This is a genomic window from Mycolicibacterium rutilum, from assembly GCF_900108565.1.
Classification (GTDB): domain Bacteria; phylum Actinomycetota; class Actinomycetes; order Mycobacteriales; family Mycobacteriaceae; genus Mycobacterium; species Mycobacterium rutilum.
Map to the genome: position 1 here is coordinate 5,210,558 of NZ_LT629971.1, position 20,696 is coordinate 5,231,253.

Annotated in this window: 21 protein-coding genes; 6 read left to right on the forward strand and 15 right to left on the reverse strand. The window is 68.8% G+C overall.

Features of this window, described 5'->3' with window-relative positions; translation table 11 throughout:
- Nucleotides 1-25: 25 nt before the first annotated feature.
- The 3 genes from BLW81_RS25405 to BLW81_RS29665 are packed head-to-tail and all read right to left on the reverse strand — an operon-like array spanning nt 26 to nt 1,732.
- Nucleotides 26-868, reverse strand: a complete 843-nt coding sequence (locus BLW81_RS25405) for an ABC transporter ATP-binding protein (RefSeq protein ID WP_083409590.1) — start codon at nt 866-868, stop codon at nt 26-28.
- Nucleotides 826-1,584: a membrane protein YczE gene (gene yczE, locus BLW81_RS25410; protein WP_083409591.1), complete on the reverse strand. Its 759-nt coding sequence runs from the start codon at nt 1,582-1,584 to the stop codon at nt 826-828. Before yczE ends, BLW81_RS25405 begins: the two co-directional genes overlap by 43 nt.
- Nucleotides 1,577-1,732, reverse strand: coding sequence for a hypothetical protein (locus BLW81_RS29665; protein ID WP_173839678.1), 156 nt, complete (start codon nt 1,730-1,732; stop codon nt 1,577-1,579). Before BLW81_RS29665 ends, yczE begins: the two co-directional genes overlap by 8 nt.
- Before the next feature lie 63 nt (nt 1,733-1,795).
- Between BLW81_RS29665 and yczR the strand changes: the two genes are divergently transcribed.
- Nucleotides 1,796-3,238, forward strand: coding sequence for a MocR-like transcription factor YczR (gene yczR, locus BLW81_RS25415; RefSeq protein WP_083409592.1), 1,443 nt, complete (start codon nt 1,796-1,798; stop codon nt 3,236-3,238).
- A gap of 105 nt (nt 3,239-3,343) precedes the next feature.
- Here the strand turns inward: yczR and serB are convergent, their stop codons facing one another.
- The gene (gene serB, locus BLW81_RS25420; protein ID WP_083409593.1) at nt 3,344-4,585 is read right to left on the reverse strand and encodes a phosphoserine phosphatase SerB; all 1,242 of its coding nucleotides are present in this window, start codon (nt 4,583-4,585) and stop codon (nt 3,344-3,346) included.
- 10 nt (nt 4,586-4,595) lie between these two features.
- A complete protein-coding gene (gene ctaD, locus BLW81_RS25425; protein ID WP_083410812.1) occupies nt 4,596-6,341 on the reverse strand; it encodes an aa3-type cytochrome oxidase subunit I in 1,746 nt (581 codons plus the stop codon).
- 159 nt (nt 6,342-6,500) lie between these two features.
- On the opposite strand from ctaD, the gene BLW81_RS25430 reads away from it, so the two are divergent.
- Nucleotides 6,501-7,616: an iron-siderophore ABC transporter substrate-binding protein gene (locus BLW81_RS25430; protein WP_083409594.1), complete on the forward strand. Its 1,116-nt coding sequence runs from the start codon at nt 6,501-6,503 to the stop codon at nt 7,614-7,616.
- Here BLW81_RS25430 and BLW81_RS25435 read toward each other — a convergent pair.
- Genes BLW81_RS25435 through BLW81_RS25470 form a run of 8 tightly spaced genes read right to left on the reverse strand, consistent with a single transcriptional unit; the run spans nt 7,609 to nt 16,127 of the window.
- On the reverse strand, nt 7,609-8,649 hold the full coding sequence (locus tag BLW81_RS25435; protein ID WP_083409595.1) for an isopenicillin N synthase family dioxygenase: 1,041 nt from the start codon (nt 8,647-8,649) through the stop codon (nt 7,609-7,611). The genes BLW81_RS25430 and BLW81_RS25435 overlap by 8 nt on opposite strands.
- Entirely contained in the window at nt 8,646-9,176 is a 531-nt protein-coding gene (locus BLW81_RS25440) for a hypothetical protein (protein WP_083409596.1), read from the reverse strand. The genes BLW81_RS25435 and BLW81_RS25440 overlap by 4 nt, the downstream gene beginning before the upstream one ends.
- The gene (locus tag BLW81_RS25445; protein ID WP_083409597.1) at nt 9,173-10,000 is read right to left on the reverse strand and encodes an N-acyl homoserine lactonase family protein; all 828 of its coding nucleotides are present in this window, start codon (nt 9,998-10,000) and stop codon (nt 9,173-9,175) included. Before BLW81_RS25445 ends, BLW81_RS25440 begins: the two co-directional genes overlap by 4 nt.
- Nucleotides 10,000-11,580: an ABC transporter substrate-binding protein gene (locus BLW81_RS25450; RefSeq protein ID WP_083409598.1), complete on the reverse strand. Its 1,581-nt coding sequence runs from the start codon at nt 11,578-11,580 to the stop codon at nt 10,000-10,002. The genes BLW81_RS25445 and BLW81_RS25450 overlap by 1 nt, the downstream gene beginning before the upstream one ends.
- The gene (locus tag BLW81_RS25455) at nt 11,577-12,212 is read right to left on the reverse strand and encodes a cysteine hydrolase family protein (RefSeq protein ID WP_083409599.1); all 636 of its coding nucleotides are present in this window, start codon (nt 12,210-12,212) and stop codon (nt 11,577-11,579) included. The genes BLW81_RS25450 and BLW81_RS25455 overlap by 4 nt, the downstream gene beginning before the upstream one ends.
- Nucleotides 12,213-13,217: an ABC transporter permease gene (locus tag BLW81_RS25460; RefSeq protein ID WP_083409600.1), complete on the reverse strand. Its 1,005-nt coding sequence runs from the start codon at nt 13,215-13,217 to the stop codon at nt 12,213-12,215.
- A gap of 4 nt (nt 13,218-13,221) precedes the next feature.
- Nucleotides 13,222-14,121 carry an ABC transporter permease gene (locus BLW81_RS25465; RefSeq protein ID WP_083410813.1) on the reverse strand — a complete coding sequence of 300 codons (900 nt, stop codon included), beginning with the start codon at nt 14,119-14,121 and terminating at the stop codon, nt 13,222-13,224.
- Nucleotides 14,121-16,127: a dipeptide ABC transporter ATP-binding protein gene (locus BLW81_RS25470; RefSeq protein ID WP_083409601.1), complete on the reverse strand. Its 2,007-nt coding sequence runs from the start codon at nt 16,125-16,127 to the stop codon at nt 14,121-14,123. The genes BLW81_RS25465 and BLW81_RS25470 overlap by 1 nt, the downstream gene beginning before the upstream one ends.
- Before the next feature lie 214 nt (nt 16,128-16,341).
- Here BLW81_RS25470 and BLW81_RS25475 point away from each other — a divergent pair, with 214 nt between their 5' ends.
- The 3 genes from BLW81_RS25475 (at nt 16,342) to BLW81_RS25485 (ending at nt 18,462) form a co-directional block, all read left to right on the forward strand.
- A complete protein-coding gene (locus BLW81_RS25475) occupies nt 16,342-17,016 on the forward strand; it encodes a TetR/AcrR family transcriptional regulator (RefSeq protein WP_083410814.1) in 675 nt (224 codons plus the stop codon).
- A 10-nt stretch (nt 17,017-17,026) separates the two neighbouring features.
- Nucleotides 17,027-17,302, forward strand: coding sequence for a YciI family protein (locus tag BLW81_RS25480; RefSeq protein ID WP_083409602.1), 276 nt, complete (start codon nt 17,027-17,029; stop codon nt 17,300-17,302).
- Nucleotides 17,303-17,415: 113 nt separating this feature from the next.
- Nucleotides 17,416-18,462 carry an NAD(P)-dependent alcohol dehydrogenase gene (locus BLW81_RS25485; protein ID WP_083409603.1) on the forward strand — a complete coding sequence of 349 codons (1,047 nt, stop codon included), beginning with the start codon at nt 17,416-17,418 and terminating at the stop codon, nt 18,460-18,462.
- 9 nt (nt 18,463-18,471) lie between these two features.
- Here the strand turns inward: BLW81_RS25485 and BLW81_RS25490 are convergent, their stop codons facing one another.
- Nucleotides 18,472-19,515 (reverse strand): cupin domain-containing protein, encoded by a 1,044-nt coding sequence (locus tag BLW81_RS25490; protein WP_083409604.1) that lies wholly within the window; start codon nt 19,513-19,515, stop codon nt 18,472-18,474.
- Nucleotides 19,516-19,692: 177 nt separating this feature from the next.
- Between BLW81_RS25490 and BLW81_RS25495 the strand changes: the two genes are divergently transcribed.
- Nucleotides 19,693-20,346: a response regulator gene (locus BLW81_RS25495; RefSeq protein WP_083409605.1), complete on the forward strand. Its 654-nt coding sequence runs from the start codon at nt 19,693-19,695 to the stop codon at nt 20,344-20,346.
- Here BLW81_RS25495 and BLW81_RS25500 read toward each other — a convergent pair.
- A complete protein-coding gene (locus tag BLW81_RS25500) occupies nt 20,338-20,691 on the reverse strand; it encodes a LytR/AlgR family response regulator transcription factor (protein WP_083409606.1) in 354 nt (117 codons plus the stop codon). The genes BLW81_RS25495 and BLW81_RS25500 overlap by 9 nt on opposite strands.
- Between the last annotated feature and the right edge of the window lie 5 nt (nt 20,692-20,696).

The window sequence follows — 20,696 nt, forward strand, 5'->3', positions numbered from 1 at the left end:
GGCCGCGGCGTCAATGGCTCGTCAGTCACGCTCTCCTCCTGTGTGCGGCCCGGCTCCTGGCCCGCCGCGCGAAATAGCGTCCGTCGGACACCTCGAGGGTGATCGCCTGACCGAACGCCTTGGACAAGTTCTCGGCCGTCAGCACATCGGGCAGCAGACCGGAATCGACGACCTTGCCCTCGGACAGGATCAGGCCGTGCGAGAAGCCCCGCGGGATCTCCTCGACGTGGTGGGTGACGAGCACCATCGCCGGCGAGTCCGGGTCCAGGGCCAGATCTTCGAGCCGGGCGAGCAGTTCCTCCCGGCCACCGAGGTCCAGACCGGCAGCGGGTTCGTCGAGCAGCAGCAGTTCGGGGTCGGTCATCATCGACCGCGCGATCAGCACGCGCTTGCGCTCGCCCTCCGACAGCGTGCCGTAGGTCCGTTCGGCCAGGTGCTCGGCGCCGACGCTCTCGAGCATGTCGATGGCCTGGTGGTAGTCCATCTCGTCGTACTGCTCACGCCAGCGACCCATGACCGCGTAGCCGGCCGAGACCACCAGATCGCGCACCACTTCGGTGTCGGGGATGCGCTGCGACAACGCCGAGCTGCTCAGCCCCACCCGCGAGCGCAGCTCCGACATGTCCGTGCGGCCGAGCCGCTCGCCGAGCACGTACGCCGTGCCCGACGACGGATGCTCGAGCGCGGCGGCGATACGCAGCAGCGAGGTCTTGCCCGCGCCGTTGGGGCCGATGACCACCCAGCGCTCGTCGAGTTCGACCGCCCAGGTCAGCGGGCCGACGAGGACCTGGCCGCCCCGCCGCAGCGACACCTTGGCGAAGTCGATCAGCAGGTCCGGGTCGGCTGAGTCTCCTTCGGGGGTGGGCACCCGCTCATCGTAGACAGGCGACTTGTGCGTGATTCCGTTCGCCCAGCGATCGTTTTCACGCACAAATCGCCGCGGGCGGCCCCGTCCAGATCGCCCCGAGCGGCAGCCACTCCGCGCCAGCCGCTGACCGCCAGCACCCGCGTCGGGGTCATCCGCACGAACAGCTGCACCAGCGGGCCGATCCCGAGCGCATAGGCGACGGTGCCGATCCCGACGGTGCCGCCGAGCAGCCATCCCGCGGCCAGCACGGTGACCTCGATCGAGGTGCGGATCAGGCGCACCGACAGCCCGGTGCGCTCGACCAGTCCGGTCATCAGCCCGTCGCGCGGACCCGGCCCGAGCCCGGCGCCGACGTAGAGCACGGTGCTCAGCGCGTTGAGCACCACTGCGCCGAGCATCATCGCGACGCGCGCGGGCAGCGAGGAGGGCGCCGCCAGTAGCCACAGCCCGGCGTCCACCGTGACCGCGATGACGATGACGTTGGCGACGGTCCCGATGCCGGGCCGGTTCCGCAGCGGGATCCAGGCCAGCAGCACCGCCGCGCCGACCACCGCCGACGCCATCCCGATCGTCATCCCGGTGTGCAGCGACAAGCCCTGGTGGAAGACGTCCCACGGGTCCAGGCCCAATCCGGCGCGCACCATCATCGCCATCGACAGGCCGTAGCCGGTCAGGCCGACCAGCAACGCCGTGCCGCGCAGCAGCCCCTCACGCATGGTGGGGAAAGCGCATCCTGATCGCCTCCAATTCCCGGGCCATGCGTTCGGCGTCGCGGTCGACGTAGTCGCTGTAGGCGATCGGTGGCTGCCAGGTGAAGAGCCGGGCGAGCCGCCCGCCCAGCCGAGAGATCCAGTTTTCGCTCATGCCCCGATGATTCTGGCCAACTGGCTTGCCCTTCAATAGCCAGTTGGCGAATACTGGCCTGTAATGACGATCGATATGCCCGCACGGGCACTGAATGTGGACCGGTTGGCCCGGGAACTGGGCAACTGGCGGACGTCCAGTCGGACCGGTCCGGCCTACCAAGGTCTGGCCGACGCGATCCGGCTGCTGATCATCGACGGCCGCCTCCCGGTCGGCGCGCGACTGCCCAGCGAGCGCGCGCTCGCCGATGCGCTGCGGGTGTCGCGGACCACCGTCACCGCCGCCTACACCCAGCTGCGCGACGACGGCTACCTCAACGCCCGGCGCGGCGCGCGCAGCACCACGGCGCTGCCGGTCGCCCCGGCCGCGCGCGTCGAGTCCGCGCCGCCGACGGTCAGCCTGGCCGCCGCGGCGCTCTCGGCTCCCGCGGCCGCGGTGATGGAGGCGTTCTCCGAGGCCACCCAGGATGTGACGCCGTATCTGCACGCCCCGGGCCACGAACTCGTCGGCGTCCCCGCCCTGCGGCAGGCCATTGCCGAAAGGTATTGCGAGCGAGGCCTTCCCACCGATCCAGAAGAGATCATGGTGACGACGGGCGCGCTGCACGCCATCGGGTTGATCCTGACGACCTACGTCCAGCCCGGCGACCGCGTGCTCGTCGAGCAACCGACCTACCACGGTGCGCTGTCCTCGATCGCGACGTCCGGGGCCCGCGCGGTGCCGGTCGCGCTGACCGACGACGGTTGGGACCTCGACGCACTGCAGGCCGTCGTGCACCAGGTGTCGCCGAGCTTGGCGTACCTGATCCCCGACAACCAGAACCCGACCGGCATGACGATGCCGACTGCGGACCGAAAACAGTTGGCGCGCATCATCGCCGAGACCCGCACCCGCACCATCATCGACGAGACGATCCTCGACATGTGGCTCGACGATCCGATGCCGGGACCGATGGCGGCCGAGATGACCACACGACGCGATCTGGTGCTGACGATCGGCTCAATGTCCAAGTCGTTCTGGGGCGGGCTGCGGGTCGGCTGGATCCGCGCCGAACGCGCCACCATCGCCACCATCGCGGCGCTGCGGCCGTCGATCGACATGGGCACGGCGGTGCTCGAACAGTACGCCGCCGCAAGGCTTCTCGCGCGCCATACCGAACTGCTGCCGGAGCGGCGGGAGATCCTGCGCAGCCGCCGCGCACACCTGCAGACGCTACTGAGCCGTCACCTGCCCGACTGGGAACCCGGCCCGGGCGTCGGCGGCATGTCCCTGTGGGTACGCCTGCCCGCGCCGATGAGCACGGCGTTGTCGGCGGCGGCGTCCCGGCTGGGTCTGGATCTGCCCGCCGGCCCGCGGTTCGGCGTCGACGGCACCCTCGAGCGGTTCGTCCGGGTGCCCTACGCGCTGCCCGAACCGCAGCTCGACGAGGCGGTGGAGTTGCTCGCGCGGGCATGGCACAGCGTCACGGGGCTGTCGGCGCCCGAACCCACCGCGGTGGTCGTCTAAACCACTGCCGAGCAGACGCAAAGTCCCCCGGAAAGCCGCGAAAAAGGGGGCTTTCGCGTTCCCCTGCCTTCGACGTGGGCCCAGCTCGCGCAAGAGAACGGGCGGTCAGTCGGGGATCTCGACGCGGCGCACGACGCCGTCGATCGCGTCCGCGGCCTCGATCTCGCCGCGGGTGATGCCCAGGATGAACAGCACGGAGTCCAGATACGGGTTACTCAGCGACGCGTCGGCGACCTCGCGCAGAGCGGGTTTGGCGTTGAACGCCACGCCGAGTCCCGCGGCGGACAGCATGTCGATGTCGTTGGCGCCGTCGCCGACCGCCACCGTCTGCTCCATCGGCACGCCGGCCTGATGAGCGAAGTCGCGCAGCGCCTTGGCTTTTCCGGGGCGGTCGATGACCTGCCCGATGACCCGCCCGGTCAGCTTGCCGTCGACGATCTCGAGTTCGTTGGCGGCGACGAAGTCCATCATCAGTTCGTGCGCCAGCGGTTCGATGACCTGACGGAAACCGCCCGACACGATGCCGCAGTGGAAGCCGAGTCGCCGCAGCGTGCGCAGGGTGGTCCTGGCGCCCGGCGTCAGCTCGATCTGCTCGGCGACGTCGTCGAGCACCGACGCGGGCAGTCCCGCCAGCGTCGCGACCCGCCGGTGCAGCGATTCGGCGAAGTCCAGTTCACCGCGCATCGCGGCCTCGGTGACCTCCGCGACCGCAGCCTCGGCGCCGACCCGGGCGGCCAGCATCTCGATGACCTCACCCTGGATCAGCGTGGAGTCGACGTCGAAGACGATGAGCCGCTTGGCCCGCCGCGACAGGCTGTAGTCCTCGATCGCGACGTCGATCTCCTGGTCGGCGGCGACCCGCGCCAGCGTCTTCTGCAGTTCTTCATAGACCTGCTGCGACGGCACCGAGACCCGCAGCTCCAATCCCGTTACCGGGTAATCGGATACGCCGCGGATGGTGTCGATGTTGACCTGCAGCCGGGCCAGTTCGCGGGCCACCACGCCGAACTCGTCGGCGGTGATCGGCCTGCCGAGCACGATGATCGTGTGCGTCGACGGCTCGCGCATCACCGGCTGCCCGTCGCTGCGTTCGATCGTGACGTCCAGGCCGACACCGCGGATCGCGGCGGTCACCTCGTCGCGCAAGGGAGCGCCCCCGGTCACCTCGGCCGACCCGGCCACCAGCACCCCGAGCGTCAACCGGCCGCGGATGACGACCTGCTCGACGTTGAGCAACTCGACGTTGTGGCGCGAGAGCACCTCGAACAACGCCGACGTCACGCCCGGCTGATCGGCGCCGGTGACCGTGATCAACAGCGACGAGCGCTCGCGTGGTTGACCGGTCATGCCGCGATCGTCAGGTGCGGACGTTCGCGTCGTCCAACCGTGTCACGTCGCCGTCCTCGGGGCCGTGGCTGCGGCCGACGTGTGCCTCGGCGCGCATCCGGTCCACCATGTGCGGATAGTGCAGCTCGAACGCGGGCCGCTCCGAACGGATCCGGGGCAGTTCGGTGAAGTTGTGCCGCGGCGGCGGGCACGACGTCGCCCACTCCAGCGAGTTTCCGTAACCCCACGGATCGTCGACGGTGACCGGCTCGCCGTAGCGCCAGCTCTTGAACACGTTCCAGACGAACGGGATCGTCGAGATGCCCAGGATGAACGCGCCGATCGTCGAGACGACGTTGAGCGTGGTGAAGCCGTCCGACGGCAGGTAGTCGGCGTAGCGGCGGGGCATGCCCTCGTCACCGACCCAGTGCTGCACCAGGAACGTGGTGTGGAACCCGATGAACGTCAGCCAGAAGTGCAGCTTGCCCAGCCGCTCATCGAGCAGCCGGCCGGTCATCTTCGGGAACCAGAAGTAGATGCCGGCGTACGTGGCGAACACGATCGTGCCGAACAGCACGTAGTGGAAGTGCGCGATGACGAAGTAGCTGTCGGTGACGTGGAAGTCCAGCGGCGGGCTGGCCAGCAGCACGCCCGACAGGCCGCCGAGCAGGAAGGTCAGCAGGAAGCCGATCGAGAACAGCATCGGTGTCTCGAACGTCAACTGCCCCTTCCACATCGTGCCTATCCAGTTGAAGAACTTGATCCCGGTCGGCACCGCGATCAGGAACGTCATGAACGAGAAGAAGGGCAGCAGCACCGCGCCGGTGGCGTACATGTGGTGCGCCCACACCGCCACCGACAGCGCCGCGATCGCCAGCGTCGCGTAGATCAGCGTCGTGTAACCGAAGATGGGCTTGCGGCTGAACACCGGGAAGATCTCCGACACGATGCCGAAGAACGGCAGCGCGATGATGTACACCTCGGGGTGACCGAAGAACCAGAACAGGTGCTGCCACAGCAGCACACCGCCGTTGGCCGGGTCGTAGACGTGCGCGCCGAGGTGACGGTCGGCGGCCAGGCCGAACAGCGCCGCGGTCAGGATCGGGAACGCCAGCAACACCAGGATCGACGTCACCAGGATGTTCCAGGTGAAGATCGGCATCCGGAACATGGTCATGCCGGGCGCGCGCATGCACACCACGGTCGTGATCATGTTCACGCCACCGAGGATGGTGCCCAGACCACCGACGGCCAGGCCCATGATCCACAGGTCACCGCCGGCGCCCGGCGAGTGGATCGCGTCGGTCAGCGGGGTGTAGGCGGTCCAGCCGAAGTCGGCGGCGCCGCCGGGGGTGATGAAGCCGGCCAGCGCGATCAGCGCGCCGAACAGGAACAGCCAGAACGAGAACGCGTTCAGCCGCGGGAACGCCACATCGGGCGCGCCGATCTGCAGCGGCAGCACCAGGTTCGCGAAGCCGAACACGATCGGGGTGGCGTAGAACAGCAGCATCACCGTGCCGTGCATGGTGAACAGCTGGTTGAACTGCTCGTTGCTCAGGAACTGCAGCCCGGGCATGGCCAGCTCGGTGCGCATGAACAGCGCCATCAGCCCGCCGATGAAGAAGAAGATGAAGCAGGCGACGCAGTACATGATGCCGATCAGCTTGTGATCGGTCGTCGTGATCAGCTTGTAGATCAGGTTGCCCTTGGGACCGAGCCGGGCCGGGAACGGACGTCGTGCCTCGAGTTCTCCGATGGGGGGCGCTTCGGCTACCAACAGGTCCTCCAAAATCCGATCAGGGCTTGCCCGCAGTATTGCTGATGGAATCCTAGCTGGCTCTGTACCCACAAGTCGTCCAGGTCCTACAAACCGTCGTATTCGGCGGTTCGCACCGGTCCACGGGCCGGGAGCTGCCCGGATGTTACCGTCGGCAACGTGCTGATCAGCGGACCGCGGTGGGTGTCGGCGGCCAGGGCGCTGGGCTTGGCGGCGGTAGCCGCGGCGGTCGGTGTCAGCGTGCTCAGCGGGTGCGGCGGCTCCCTCGGCGGACAGGCGCCCGACGGCGCCGCGACGCAGTCGATCATCACCAGCACGACCCGGATCGCGGGCGCCGGGGTGCTGGGCAACCAGCGCAGGCCCGACGAGTCGTGCGCCCCGGAGCCCACCCCGGTCGATCCGGGTCCGCCGGACCGCGCCGTGCGGCACGCCGCGGGTGAGACCGTGGTCCGCGCCGACCCGCAGCGCATCGTGGTGCTCGCCGGTGACCAGCTCGACGCGCTGTGCGCGCTCGGCCTGCAGTCGCGGGTGGTAGGCGCCGCCCTGCCCGACGGCTCGTCCGCGCAGCCGTCGTATCTGGGCCAGGTGATCCACGACGTTCCCGGCGTCGGCACCCGCAGCGCGCCCGACCTGGACGCGATCCGGGCGGCAACGCCCGACCTCATCCTCGGCTCCGAGGCGCTGACGCCGGAGGCGTTCGGTGAACTGTCGGACATCGCGCCGACGGTGTTCACCGGTGCGCCAGGACCTGCCTGGCAGGACAACCTGCGCACCGTCGGAGCGGCGACCGGCCGGCAGGACGCGGCCACCGGCCTGATCGAGGGCTTCGACCGCGCCGCCGACCGGATCGGCGCCGACAACGACGCCACCCACTTCCAGGCATCGGTCGTTGAGTTCACCGATACGACGATGCGGGTCTACGGCGCCGACACGTTCCCCGGCCGGGTGCTGGCCGACGTCGGGGTCGATCGGCCTGCCGCGCAACGGTTCACCGACAAGCCCTATATCGAGGTCGGCGTCACCGACATTGACCTGGCCGACTCCCCCGACCTGTCGGCCGCCGACGGTGACATCGTCTACGTGTCGTTCGCCTCGCCGGAGGCCAGAGACCGCGCACCGGCGGTGATGGAGAGCGATGCGTGGAAGAAGCTGAGCGCCACCCGCGACAACCGGGTCTTCGCGGTGAACAACGAGGTGTGGCAGACCGGCGAAGGGATCGTCGCCGCCCGCGGAATCCTGGCCGACCTGCAGTGGATCAACGCACCGATCAACTGACGCCGTCGACGCCGTAGCGGGCCTGCTGACCGAACTGGCCCGTCACCAGTGAACCGTCGGGCAGCACCAACTCACCGCGGTCGATGCGGTCGCGGAGATAGGCGAAGGTCTGCGCGGTCTGGGCGAACAGGTGCTCACCGGCCCGCAACGCCGGCCGGGGCCCCCGAGAGGCGAACTGCGGCAACGGTTTCACCTCGGTGGCGTAGTCGACGTTGAAGAACAGCGGAAACGAGTAGCGTTCCTCGGCGACCTTGCGCACCCGGTGGCTGGTGGCGACGAACTCCCCGTTGGTCCACAACTCGAGCATGTCGCCGATGTTGACCACGAAGCTGCCTTCGATCGGCGGGACGTCGATCCATTTGCCGTCGCCGTTGAGGACCTCCAGGCCGGGGGCGGTGGGCTTGAGCAGCGTGAAGCATTCGTAGTCGGTGTGCGCGCCGATTCCGGGCCGGTCGGTGACGTCCGGGTTGTACGGGTAGTGCACCAGCCGCAGCTGGCTGGGCGTCTTGGTGGCGTACCGGGAGAAGGTGTCCGGATCCTCGTCGAGCGCGACCGCGAACGCCCACAGCAGCCGACGCCCCTCGGCGAGCACGGCGGTGTAGTAGTCGGTGACGGCTTCGGCGAAGCCCGGCAGGTCGGGCCAGGTGTTCGGACCCAGCATCGGGTTGCCCGCCAGGTAGTCCGGGTCGTCGGCGGGCAGGTCCAGCGCGGTGTCGAACGCCTCCTTGAAGTCGGCGGTTCCGGTCTCCACACCCTCCTCCCCGACCGGGACGTATCCGCGGTGGCAGCGCGACAGCCCGATGTAGGAGCGCATCTTCTCGTCGACCGGCAGGGCGAAGAAGGCTTTGGCCGCGGCCAGCAGCCGCTCGAACAGCGCCTCGCCGACACCGGATCCGGTGATGTAGAAGAAGCCGACTTCGCGCGCGGCCGCGCCGATCTGCTGCGCGACGCGCTCGCGGTCGAGGCGGTCTGCTGAGCGCAGACCGGCGACATCGATGACCGGTATCGAGGTGAACGACGTTGCGCCACTCATGTATTCACGACCCCTTCGGTTTCCTTCACTGTCCATCGCAGCCCGTCGGCGACGAGTTCGCCATCGTCCATCCGCACGCCCAGCGCCGTCCATTCCGCGCCGCCGACCGTGCCGACGATGACCTGCGACGGGTTCGCCCAGCCGAACAGAGTGCCGACCCGCAGCAGCAGAGCGTCTTCGCCGGCGGGGCCGCGCGCAGTGACCGCCCAGCACGGCGCGCGGTCGATGTCCTCGCGAACCCAGTGCTCGATGTAGTCGGCATGCACACCGGTCTCCACCAATATGTCTGCTTCCCAATGCATCCGACCGACATCGGGAGTGCCCGACGGCGGCAGCAGGTCGATCGCCCGGTGCCACTCGAAGATGTCGTCGTGTCGGCTCAACCGGCCCGCGAAGCCCCGCGAGTCGACGTAGCACGTGATCCCCTGCAGCCACACGATGTCGGTGCTGGTGTCGCGGCTGCCGTCGGCCTCGACCAGCAGGATCCGGCGCCACAGCCCGCTGCACCCGTGACGCCCGCGGCTCATGTCGTCACCGGGCCGAACCGGTCCCGGAACTGGCGGGTCATCTCCGGCCATACGTGCGGATCGTGACCCGGGATGAGCGGATACCCCTTGTCGCGGGCCAGGCTTTTGAGTCGCCGGATCGGCTCAATGGTGTCTTCGGGTTCGACGTCGATGAACCCGCCGATCGCCAATTCGTGCTCGATGTTCTCGGTGAGATCGGCGGCGTCGAACGCGAACACGAAGCCGCCGCCGCCGACACACGGGTCGAGGTCGACGACGAAGCTCTGATGCCCCGGGGTGTGCCCGTAGGTGGGCACCGCCGTGATGCCCGGTGCGATCTCGGCCTCGCCGTCGGCCAGCCGCCAGTCGATGGCCGGGTCGTCGAAGTCGATCCGGAAGATCGCGTGCCGTTCCGACTCGGGGTGATTCGACAGGCCGTACTCGACCTCGCGGCGCTGCGCGTGCACGGGCATCTTGCCCGCGAACAGCTTCAGACCGCCAGCGTGGTCGACATGCAGGTGTGACAGCGCGACGAGGTGGATGTCGTCGACGTCGACGCCGATGTCGGCCAGCGCCTCCTCGATCGGCTCGCCGGGACCCGGAAGTATCGGCTGGTACTCGACGCTGGGATAGAACCGCCTGCGCAGCGCCGGGTCGCGGATCAGCGCGGTGTTGAAGCCGGTGTCGAGCAGCACCCACCCGCCGTCGGTCTGCAGCAGCACCCCGGGTACGGGTTCGCGCAGTCGCTCCGCCGGGGAGCTGCCGTGCACGGACACCGATTTCGGCAGCTCCTCCCACCCGAGGGTGAGCAGGACGATCCTGCGGACCCCGCTGGTCGGTGCCATCAGCCGACCGAAAGTGCCGCCAGCCGCAGCGAGTTCGGGTTCGTCACCACATGCGCCTGTTCGACACCCTTGAGCCACGGCTGGGCGACCATGAAGTCGTTGACATCGGCGACGTTGAGCCAGCAGCCGGTCTTGAGCGCCTCGAGTCCGGCCCGGGAGAACTCCTGCGGCGATCCGGTGGGCAGTCCGCGCTGCAGCGCCTCGGTGACGGGCGGCGCCGAGCACCCGAGGTAGTTCAGCCCGCCGTCGGCGTCCCAGGAGATGTGTCCCCAGGTGTAGGGCGACGGCGCGTCCGGCCACGCCAGCAGCGTCAGCAGTTCGGGTGCGGCCTGTCCGTCCCCGCCGATCCAGGCGTAGATCTCCGAGGTCGGGTAACTCTGCACCTTCGCGGTCAAACCCGCTGCCGCCAATTGAGTTTGGATCAGGTTGCTGATCAGCTGGTTGTCGGGGTTGCTGGAGTCGTAGCCGACGGTCACCGTCTTCTGATCGGCGGACAGCCCGGCCGCGATGCCGCTGAGCACCGACGGGTCGTGGCCGGTGTCCTGCTTGGCGTACTCGGTGCCGATCATGTTGGGCGGGTAGATCTGCCCCGCCACGTCGCCGCGACCGAAATAGGTCTGCTTGACCAGTTCGTCGACGTTGACCGCCTTGAGCACCGCGGAGCGGTTCTTCGGATCGGTCAGCATCCCCTTGTGCGGGTTGATGTAGAGGTAGTTCGACATCATGGTCGGCAGCGAGTAATGCGCATATTTGCTGTCGTTGAGATACTGGCCCACCGCCGAGGACGGCAGGTCGTGCAGGATCGCGGCGATCTGGCCGTTGTTGAACTGCAACTGCTGCGCCGAGACGTCGGTGATGACGGGGATCTCGACCTTCTCGAAATACGGCTTCTGCCCCCAGTAGTCCCCGAACGCTTCGAGCGCGTAGCGCGATCCGACCTCGGCGGCGGTCAGCACGTAGGGGCCGGTGCCGAGGTCGTGGTTGGTCAGGTAGCTCTGAGCGTGGTCGTCGCCGGCGTTCTTGGCCAGCCCCTCGGGGCTCATCATGCGCGGCCCGTACGGGCAGGCGAGGTAGTCCAAAAACGCCGAGTTCGGTGCCTTCAAGGTGATGGTCACGTCGTAATCGCCCTGGGTGGTGATCGATTCGACGTCGGCGACCATGTACGCGGGGCCCTGGTTGACCGCGAGCCTGCGGTCGAACGAGGCCTTGACCGCGGCGGCGGTGAACGGGGTGCCGTCGTGGAACTTGACCCCCTGCCGCAGTTTGAAGGTGAAGATCTTGTTGTCGGGCGACGCGGTCCACTCGGTGGCCAGCAGCGGTTCGAGTTCGGGTTTCTCGGTGCCGCTCTTGTACTGCAGCAGACCCTCGTAGGTGTTGGTCGTCAGCAGCAGACCCTGGCCGGCGTAGAACACGTCGGGGTCCGGTGGCTGTCCGATGTCCTGCAGGAACGACAGGTGCAGGACCTTGTCGGTCGGTGCGGCGTTGGGCGTCCCGCCGCCGGAATCCGAACCGCCGCAACCACTCAGCAGCAGCATTGCGGCGGCGCCGACGGCGGCCAGTGCGCGTATGCGGTGCCTCATCGGTTGGCTCCTTCCAGAACTGGTGCGCCGGCGGCGATTCGCGCGAACGCGTCGATGATCTCGTCGCTGGTGCGTAGGGCGCCGGTCTGCAGGTACTCCATTGCGTCGAGCGCGGCGTCGTGGCGGTACTGCGACGAGCCGCCCACACAGTCGGTGACCACGCGGACGTAGTAGTCGCGCTGGTGGGCGTCGGCGAAGGTGTAGTGCACGCACACGTCGGTCAGCCCGCCGATCAGGATCAGCGTCGAGGCCTGCAGGCCGCGCAGCACGATCTCGAAATCGGTTCCGATGAAACCGGAGTAGCGCCGTTTGACGATGTGGAACTCGGTCGGCAGCGGCCGCAGGGTCGGCTCCAGGTCGGTGCCGGGTTGTCCTTCGACGCAGTGCACGCCCTCGACGCCGTCGAGTTCGCGGCCGAAGTCGACGCCGCTGGGCCGGTGCACCTCCTGGAAGAACACCACCGGAACGCCGGCGCCGCGGGCGGCCGCGAGCAGGCGCTCGGCGACCGCGACACGGTCGGCGTGGCCGGGCATCACCGGGATGCCCGCGTCGTCGGCGGACATGCCGCCGCCCTCCTGGATGTCGACGACGACGAGAACCGGGTTCCCGACGATGAGCGGTTGTGTGGGCACTCAGCCTCCTGTCACGGCGATACGGGGATCGGCGGCGGCCTGCAGCAGGTCGACCGCCGTGTTGATGAAGACGTAGAGCGCGCCGAGCATCAGCGTCACGCCGGCGATCGCGGGAAAGTCGGCGACCGGGATGCTCTGGGCGATGTACTGCCCGATGCCCGGCCAGCCGAACACCTGCTCGATCACCAGCACACCGGAGAACATCAGGCCCACTTGCAGACCCGTCATCGACAACGCCGCACCGACCGAGTTGCGCAGCACGTGCCCGGCCATCACCCGGGTCTCGGACAGGCCTTTGGCGCGTGCGGTTCTCGCGTAGTCGCTGTCGATGTCGCCGAGCAGGCTGCTGCGCAGCACCCGGCCGATCGCCACCGCGGGGCCGATCGCGATCACCACCGCGGGCAGGATCAGGTGGCGCAGTGCGTCGGCGACGACGTCGAGCCGCCCGCTGAGCAGTCCGTCGACGGTGAGCAGCCCGGTCGGGCCGTCCGGCGGGTCGGCGATCCCGATGCGCCCGTTGGCTGGCACCCAGCCCAGCTTCTGGTAGAACACGATCAAGCCGACGATGCCGAGCAGGAACATCGGCGCCGACGCCCCGGTGAACAGCACCGCGCGCAGCACGCCCGCGCCGCGCCAGTTCAGCGTCGTGCCGAACGCCAGCACCACCGCCAGGATCAACGCGATCCCGATCCCGAACAGCGCGAGTTCCAGTGTGGCGGGCAGGAAGTCGGCCAGATCCGACGCCACGCCGTGCCGGGTCCGGTACGAGGTGCCGAGGTCGCCGGTGACCGCGCCGGTCAGGTAGTTCCAGAACTGGACGGGGATCGGATCGTTGAGGCCCAGAGCCTCGCGTCGCTCGGCCACCGCCGATGCCGACGCCTGCGCACCGAGCTGGGCCTTCACCGGGTCGAGCGGAGAGATGTTCTGCAGCACGAACATCACCGCGGTCAACGCGATCAGGATCGCCACCATCGCCGCCAGGCGGGTCGCCACGAACGTCTTCATCGCATCATCTCGTCTTCATCAGGTTGCGCAGGCAGTCGCCGGCGATGTTGCCCACCAGGGCCAGCGCCAGCACGCCGAGGCCGGGCATCACCGGGATCCACCACTGCTGCAGGAAATAGCTGAGGTTGCGGGCGGAGTCGGCGCCCAGTTCCGGGGCGGGCGCCGACTGGCCGAGACCGAGGAACGACAGCGCCGCCAGCGTGAGGATCAGCGTGCCGATGTCCAGGCTCGCGGCCACCAGCGCGTTGGGCACGGCACCGGGCAGCAGGTGCCGGCCGGCGAGCCGCATGGGGCTCACCCCGGCGAGTTTGGCCGCCTCGACGTGCGGCCGGGCTTTCAGGCGGGCCACCTCGCCGCGGACCAGCCGGGCGTAGAACGGCCACCACACGATCGAGACCGCGATCAGCGTGTGCACGAACCCGGGACCGAGGGCCGCGACCACCGCGATCGCCAGCACCGGGGCGGGCAGCGACAGGAACGCGTCGGTGATCCGCATCAGCAGCGAATCCAGCCAGCCGCCGGCGGCTCCGGCGATCAGGCCGACCAGCCCGCCGATCACCAGCCCGAGTGCGACCACCGCCAGCGCGGCGAACCAGCTCGACCGCACGCCGAACAGGACCCGCGACAGGATGTCGCGGCCGATGCTGTCGGTGCCGAGCAGGAAGCCGCCGTGGCCGGGCGCCTGCAGCGGCATCCCGACCGGGGTCAACGGGTCATACGGAGCGAGGACCGGCACCGCGAGCGCGATCAGGGTGACGACGGCGATCAGCGACAGCCCGATCCAGTTGACGATCGCCGAGTCGATCTTCGGCAGCGCCAACAGCTTCCGCTCGCGACCGCGCACCAGCGGCGCGGCGGGCAGCGCTCCGGCAGCCGGTGACACACCGGACGACACGAGGGCCATCAGCACGCCTTCCGTTCGATGCACGCGACCTGGTGCGGGTTGCCGGGTTCACCCTCCAGCCGGACGTCGAGTTGCCGATCACCGCAGGCATCGACAGCGATCGGGCAGCGTGGATGGAAGGCGCAGCCCGGTGGCGGCGACAGCGGACTGGCGGGTTCGCCTGCCAACGGCTGTGATTCGCGTCCGAGGTCGGGTATGGAGTCGACGAGCGCCTGTGTGTAGGGGTGCGCCGGCGCGCCGATGACCTGCTCGGCGGGTCCCACCTCGACGATGCGGCCGAGGTACATCACCGCGATGCGGTCGGCGACGACGCGGGCCACCGACAGGTCGTGGGTGACGAACACGACCGACATGTTCAGGCTGCGCCGCAGATCGCCGATCAGGTTGAGCACCGACGCCGCCAGCGACACGTCCAGTGCGCTGGTGGGCTCGTCGCACAGCAGCACCGACGGCGGCACGACGGTCGCGCGGGCCAGCGAAACCCGCTGGCGCTGACCGCCGGACAGTTGCGCGGCCCGCGATTTCGCGACCTCGGCCGGCAGCCCGACCCGTTCGAGCACCTCGGCCACGGCCGCCCGGCGGGCCGAGCGCGATTTCGTCGTCCCGCGCAGCCGTTCCGCGATCAGCTCACCGACCGACAGCCACGGCGTCAGCGACGCGCCCGCGTCCTGGAACACCATCTGCGGGCGCCGCCCGCCGGCCAACTCGACCGTCCCGGCCGTGGGTTTCTCCAGACCCGCGATGACCCGTAGCAGGGTCGACTTGCCCGATCCGCTCTCGCCGACGATCGCGACCGACTCGCCGTGCTCGACGCGCAGCGAAACTCCGCGCAGCGCATGAAGTTTACCGTCATGGTCGGCGCCGCGGTCGAGCCATCGGCGGGTCACCGAGAACGTCTTGGTGACATCGCGCAGCACCACCGAAGCCGGTGCGGCGGCGCGTTCGACGGGTGGCGCCGGGAAGGGCTCGTCGGTGGTCGTCGACTTGGTGCCGAGGTCGCGGGCCACCTCGTCGAGCGGCAACAGGCAGGCGCTGACCCGATTGGCCCCGACCGCGATCGGGTCCGGTGGCGCCTTGGTGCACGCCTCGGTGGTCAGCGCGCAGCGCGGCGCGAACGCGCAGCCGGGCAACGGGGTGACCGGGCTGGGCACGGACCCGGCCAGCGCGGCGAGCCGACGGTCGCGGGCGGTGGTCAGGGTCAGCCGTGAACGCAGCAGGCCGTGGGTGTACGGATGCGACGGCGTCTCGAGGACGGCCGCGGTAGGACCGACCTCGGCGATCCGGCCGGCGTAGAGCACCGCGATGCGGTCGGCGATCTGGGCCGCGACCCCGAGGTCGTGGGTGATCAGCACGATGCTGCAACCGATTTCGTCGCGCAGCCGCGCCAGCAGCCGCAGCACCTGGGCCTGCACGGTGACGTCGAGGGCGGTGGTGGGTTCGTCGGCGATGATCAGTTCGGGGTCGCCGGCGATCGCGATCGCGATCATCACCCGCTGCCGCAAGCCGCCGGAGAGCTCGTGCGGGTAGGCCCGCATCCGTCGCTCCGGCTCCGGGATCCCGACGGCGGTAAGCAACCGCAGGGCCTCTTCGTCGCTGCCCGCGGCTTCGGCGACCTGCCTGCCGATCCGCATCGTCGGGTTCAGCGACGTCATCGGATCCTGGAACACCGCACCAAGATCCAGCCGGCGCACCTTGCGCAGGGCCTTCGCGTCGCCGCGCACCATGTCGGACCCGGCGACCCGTACGGTGCCGTCGATGCGGGTGCCGGCCGGCAGCAACCCGAGCAGCCCGAACCCGAGCACGCTCTTACCCGAACCGGATTCGCCGACCAGACCGAGGATCTCGCCCTTGGCGATGGACAGCGAGACACCGCGCAGCGCATGGACGTCACGGCCGTTGCGCCGGAACGTCACCCGCAGATCGCCGACCGCCGCGACAGGATCCGCCACGGGTGGTGTGTCAGTGGTTTGCGTGTACGCGTCGGCGTCGGATACCGCGATGCCCATCAATCAGAACGCTCCCGCCTTCGAAGCCTGGCGCAGCGGCACGGCATCGGGCTTGCCTGTCAGTTGACAGTTTCGCGCCGGGAAAGCCTCGGCGGGTGTCGCCGGGGTAACCAATTGCGGGAGTAGGTAACCGATAGGTGTCGTGCGTTTCTGTCGTGTGACAGAAACGCAGCGGGCCTGCCGGTGGCGGGGGCCGATGGGTCACGATGACACCATGTCGCTCGCCAGGGCAGGCCGGCCGCGCCTGCACACCCAGCGGCGCCCCGGCCTGACCGCACGCGACGAAATCCTCGACGCCGCAGGCGAATTGTTCACCACGGTCGGCTACGCCGCGACCTCGACACGCACGATCGCGGAGTGGGTGGGCATCCGGCAGGCGTCGCTGTACCACTACTTCAAAACCAAAGACGACATCCTGTGCGCGCTGCTGAACCAGACGGTGACACCGAGCCTGCGGTTCGTCGGCCGCCTCGCCGACACCCATCCCGCGCTGTCCGCGCCCGAACGACTGCACGCGCTGGCGGCCTTCGACGGTGAGCAATTGCTCAGCGGGCGGTGGAACCTCGGCGCGCTGTACCTGCTTCCGGAATTGCGTGATTCGCGGCTGGAGCCGTTCTGGTCCGACCGCGAACGGCTACGCCTGCACTATCTGGAGTGCGGCCGAGGTGTGGTCGCCCAGACCGGGGTGAACGAGGTCGCCGCCGGGCTCCCGTTCCATCTGGTCGAGTCGCTGGTCAACATGTGGGCGATGCCGCCGGGTCCCGGGCGCGTCGAACTGCCGCTGCACGTCGCCGACGCGTGCGTGCGCATTCTGGGCGTGCCCGACGCCGAGATCGCGGCGCTGCGCGAGCGCACCGGCGAGGTGATCTCCGTGCCGGCCGTCCGCTAGCGTTGCCACCGTGTTCCACGTTCTGAAGTCGACCTATCTGCAGCCCGCCGATGTCATCAACCAGACCCGCCCCGCCCACCTGGAATGGCTCAAAGGTGAGGTCGCCGCCGGACGGATCGTGCTGGCCGGACGCCTGGACGATGAGACCGGCGCGGTGCTGGTCACCGGCGACATCACCGCCGAGGAAGCCCAGGACATCGTCGACCGCGACCCATACACGGCCGCTGAGGTGGCCCGTTACGAGCGGACGTCGTTCAACGGCGCGTTCCGCGCGCCCGGACTTTAGGAGCAAATTCACAGCTGCGCGCGGAATCTCTGCGCACTCGCTGTTCGTTGCCCCACAGGATGCCGCAACGTCGCGGTCAGTTTTTGTTGCCGAATATGGGATAGAAGGCCTTCATGAGCACCGTTACCGCCTACGCCGCACCGTCCGCCTCCGCACCGCTGGAGAAGACCACCATCACCCGCCGCGAGGTCGGACCCCATGATGTGGCGTTCGACATCCACTTCGCGGGCATCTGCCACTCCGACATCCACACGGTGCGCGACGAGTGGGGCCGCGCGAGGTATCCGGTGGTACCCGGCCACGAGATCGCCGGCGTCGTCACCGCCGTCGGCACGGAGGTCACCAAGTTCGCCGTCGGCGACCGCGTCGGCGTCGGCTGTTTCGTCGACTCCTGCCGCGAGTGTGAGCAGTGCCGCGCCGGCAACGAGCAGTACTGCACCGGCACCGGAATGGTCGGCACCTACAACGCGATCGGCCGCGACGGGCAACAGACCCAGGGCGGCTACAGCGGCGCCATCGTCGTCGACGAGAACTACGTGCTGCGCATTCCCGAGGGCCTGCCCCTCGACGCCGCCGCTCCCCTGTTGTGCGCGGGCATCACGCTGTATTCGCCGCTGCGCCACTGGAACGTCGGCGAGGGCACCCGCGTCGCGATCATCGGTCTGGGCGGACTCGGCCACATGGGCGTCAAGTTGGCGCACGCGATGGGCGCGCACGTGACGGTGCTCTCGCAGTCGCTGAAGAAGATGGAGGACGGGCTGCGCCTGGGCGCCGACGAGTATCACGCCACCTCTGACGCCGACACGTTCGCCAAGCTGGCCGGCTCGTTCGACGTCATCCTCAACACCGTGTCGGCCAACCTCGACATGGGCGACTACCTCAACCTGCTCAAGGTCGACGGCACCCTGGTCGAGCTCGGTATGCCCGAGAAGCCGATGGCCGTGCCCGCTCATCCGCTCGCCGGCGGCAGGCGCAGCCTCTCCGGCTCGATGATCGGCGGGATCGCCGAGACGCAGGAGATGCTCGACTTCTGCGCCGAGCATGATGTGCTGCCCGAAATCGAGGTCATCACACCCGATTACATCAACGAGGCCTACGACCGGGTGGTGTCCAGCGACGTGCGGTACCGCTTCGTGATCGATACCGCGTCGCTGCGGTAGTCGTCGGGTTCAGTCGACCGGGTTGACTCGGCTGACGATCAGCGGATCGGCCGGCGTGAACGGGAAGTTCGGCAGGTCGTCGATGTGGGTGTTGAACGCCGCGGCCAGCACTTCCCGCGAATACGCGCTGGCCGATGCGCGGTAGCCGATGTCGGCCGGGAAAGGCTGGTCGAAGAAGATCAGGAAGTGCCACTCGTCGCTGCCGATGTTCTCGATGTGGTGTGGATAGGCGCGCGGGATGAAGTACATGTCGCCGGTGGTGAGGTTCCAGGTGTCCAGCGTCCCATCGGGATTCATGATCGTCATCCGCGCGTCGCCGTGCTGGACGTAACCCATCTCGGCGGTGACCGGGTGCCAGTGCGGTTCACGCATACCGTCCTCGGCGACGCGAAGCGAGTACATCGAGATGTCCTTGAGCGCCGGCCAGAACTGGTCGCGGGCGAACCGCGCGTTGCCGCTGACGTAGTTCAAACCCGGTGTCTGGGCTTCGATGTCGAACTTCTGCGGATCCGAGAAGTACGCCGACGGCGGGATCTCGGGGTCCCCGATACGCGCGGCGAGTTTGTGATCGGCGGTGTCGCGGCGGATCCTGGCGAAGTCGGCCGCGGGCAGGTCGTAGGTGTTGCCGAGCACCGCGTCGCTGAACGCGCCGAACGTCGCACCGAGCCCGAAATCCTCGGGGCGCTCGTGGCGGAACGCGATGATGAACTCTGCGACGTCCTCGCCGATGTTCTCGATGTGGTGCAGCGACCCGGAGTCGGCGTGGAACATCTGCCCGGCGGTGACGATGAAACTGGTGAACCGGCTGTGGTTGTCGAGCATCGACACCAGCGCCGTCCCGGACACGCAGTAGGTGAGTTCGTTGGCGTTGGCGTGCCAGTGCGGGGTGCGCATGGATCCGGGGTTGAGCAGCACGCGCTTGATCGAGAGCCGCTTGAGGATCGGCAGGTTGTCGGCGGTGATCCGGCGCATCGAGCCCAGGTCGTTCTCCTCGACGATCTCGCCGTCCATCAGCGAGGCGGTGTGAACGCTGCGGGTCAGTGAAGCGGTCATCGGCGGTTCTCCTTGTTCGTGTGGTGCGGTGCCCTCAGCGTCCTCTCATCGCACCCCCGCGTCGTCGACGTTGGCGGTAATCCGTGCCGCCGAATCCCCGGACGTTGCGCTACCGGCTAGCCGCCAATTCCGCGGCAGCGCCAGCGCCCGGCGCCGCGAGATGCGAGAATCCTGCAAATGTGTGCCCTGCGGGTGGTCATCGCCGACGACGACGTGCTGCTACGCGAAGGCCTGGCCAGCCTGCTGCAGCGGTCCGATTTCGAGGTCGCCGGGCAGGCGGGTGACGCGACCCAGCTACTGGCGCTCGTGCGGGAGCAGAAGCCGCAGCTGGTGCTGACCGACATCCGGATGCCGCCGTCGCACACCACCGAGGGCCTCGACGCCGCGAAGATCATCCGCCAGGAGTCGCCGGACACCGGGATCGTGGTGCTGTCGGCGCACATCGACGTCGACCACGCGACCGAACTGCTCGCCGGCGGCCGCGCGATCGGATATCTGCTCAAATCGCGGGTGACCGATGTCGCCGATTTCGTCGACACCCTGCAGCGAATCGCCAACGGCGCGTCGGTGGTTGATCCGGCGCTGGTCGCCGAACTGGTCGACGCGCGACGCCGCGACGACCCGTTGGCGGCGTTGAGCACCCGTGAGCGCGAGGTGCTCACGCTGATGGCCGAGGGGCTGTCGAATGCGGGCATCGGGCGCCGATTGTGGGTCACCGAGGGCACCGTCGAAAAGCATGTCCGCAGCATCCTGACCAAGCTGAACCTGCCGGAGGCCGGCGACGATCACCGCCGCGTGCGGGCGGTGATCATGTACCTCGAGTCACGCTGAGGCGAGCAGGTCGCGAATCGCGCTCGGCGACAACGCCAACTTGGGCAGGAAACCGCGCGCGGGACTCGCGGCGATCAGATCGGCGAAGTCCTGCTCGTCGTGCGTGGAGATCAGGATGACCGCAGTGTCGGCGAGCTGCTCGGCCAGATCGGCCGCGATGTCGAAGCCGCTCTCGGCGCCCAGGTCGACGTCGACGAGCGCAACGTCGGGGCGCAGGGTCTTGCCCTGGGTCACCGCCTCGGCGCCGTCGGACGCGGTGCCCACCACCGAGATCCCGCCACGCTCGAGCATCGCGCGGGCGGCGTCGCGAAAGCCGGCACTGTCGTCGACGATCAGACAACGCATCGTGG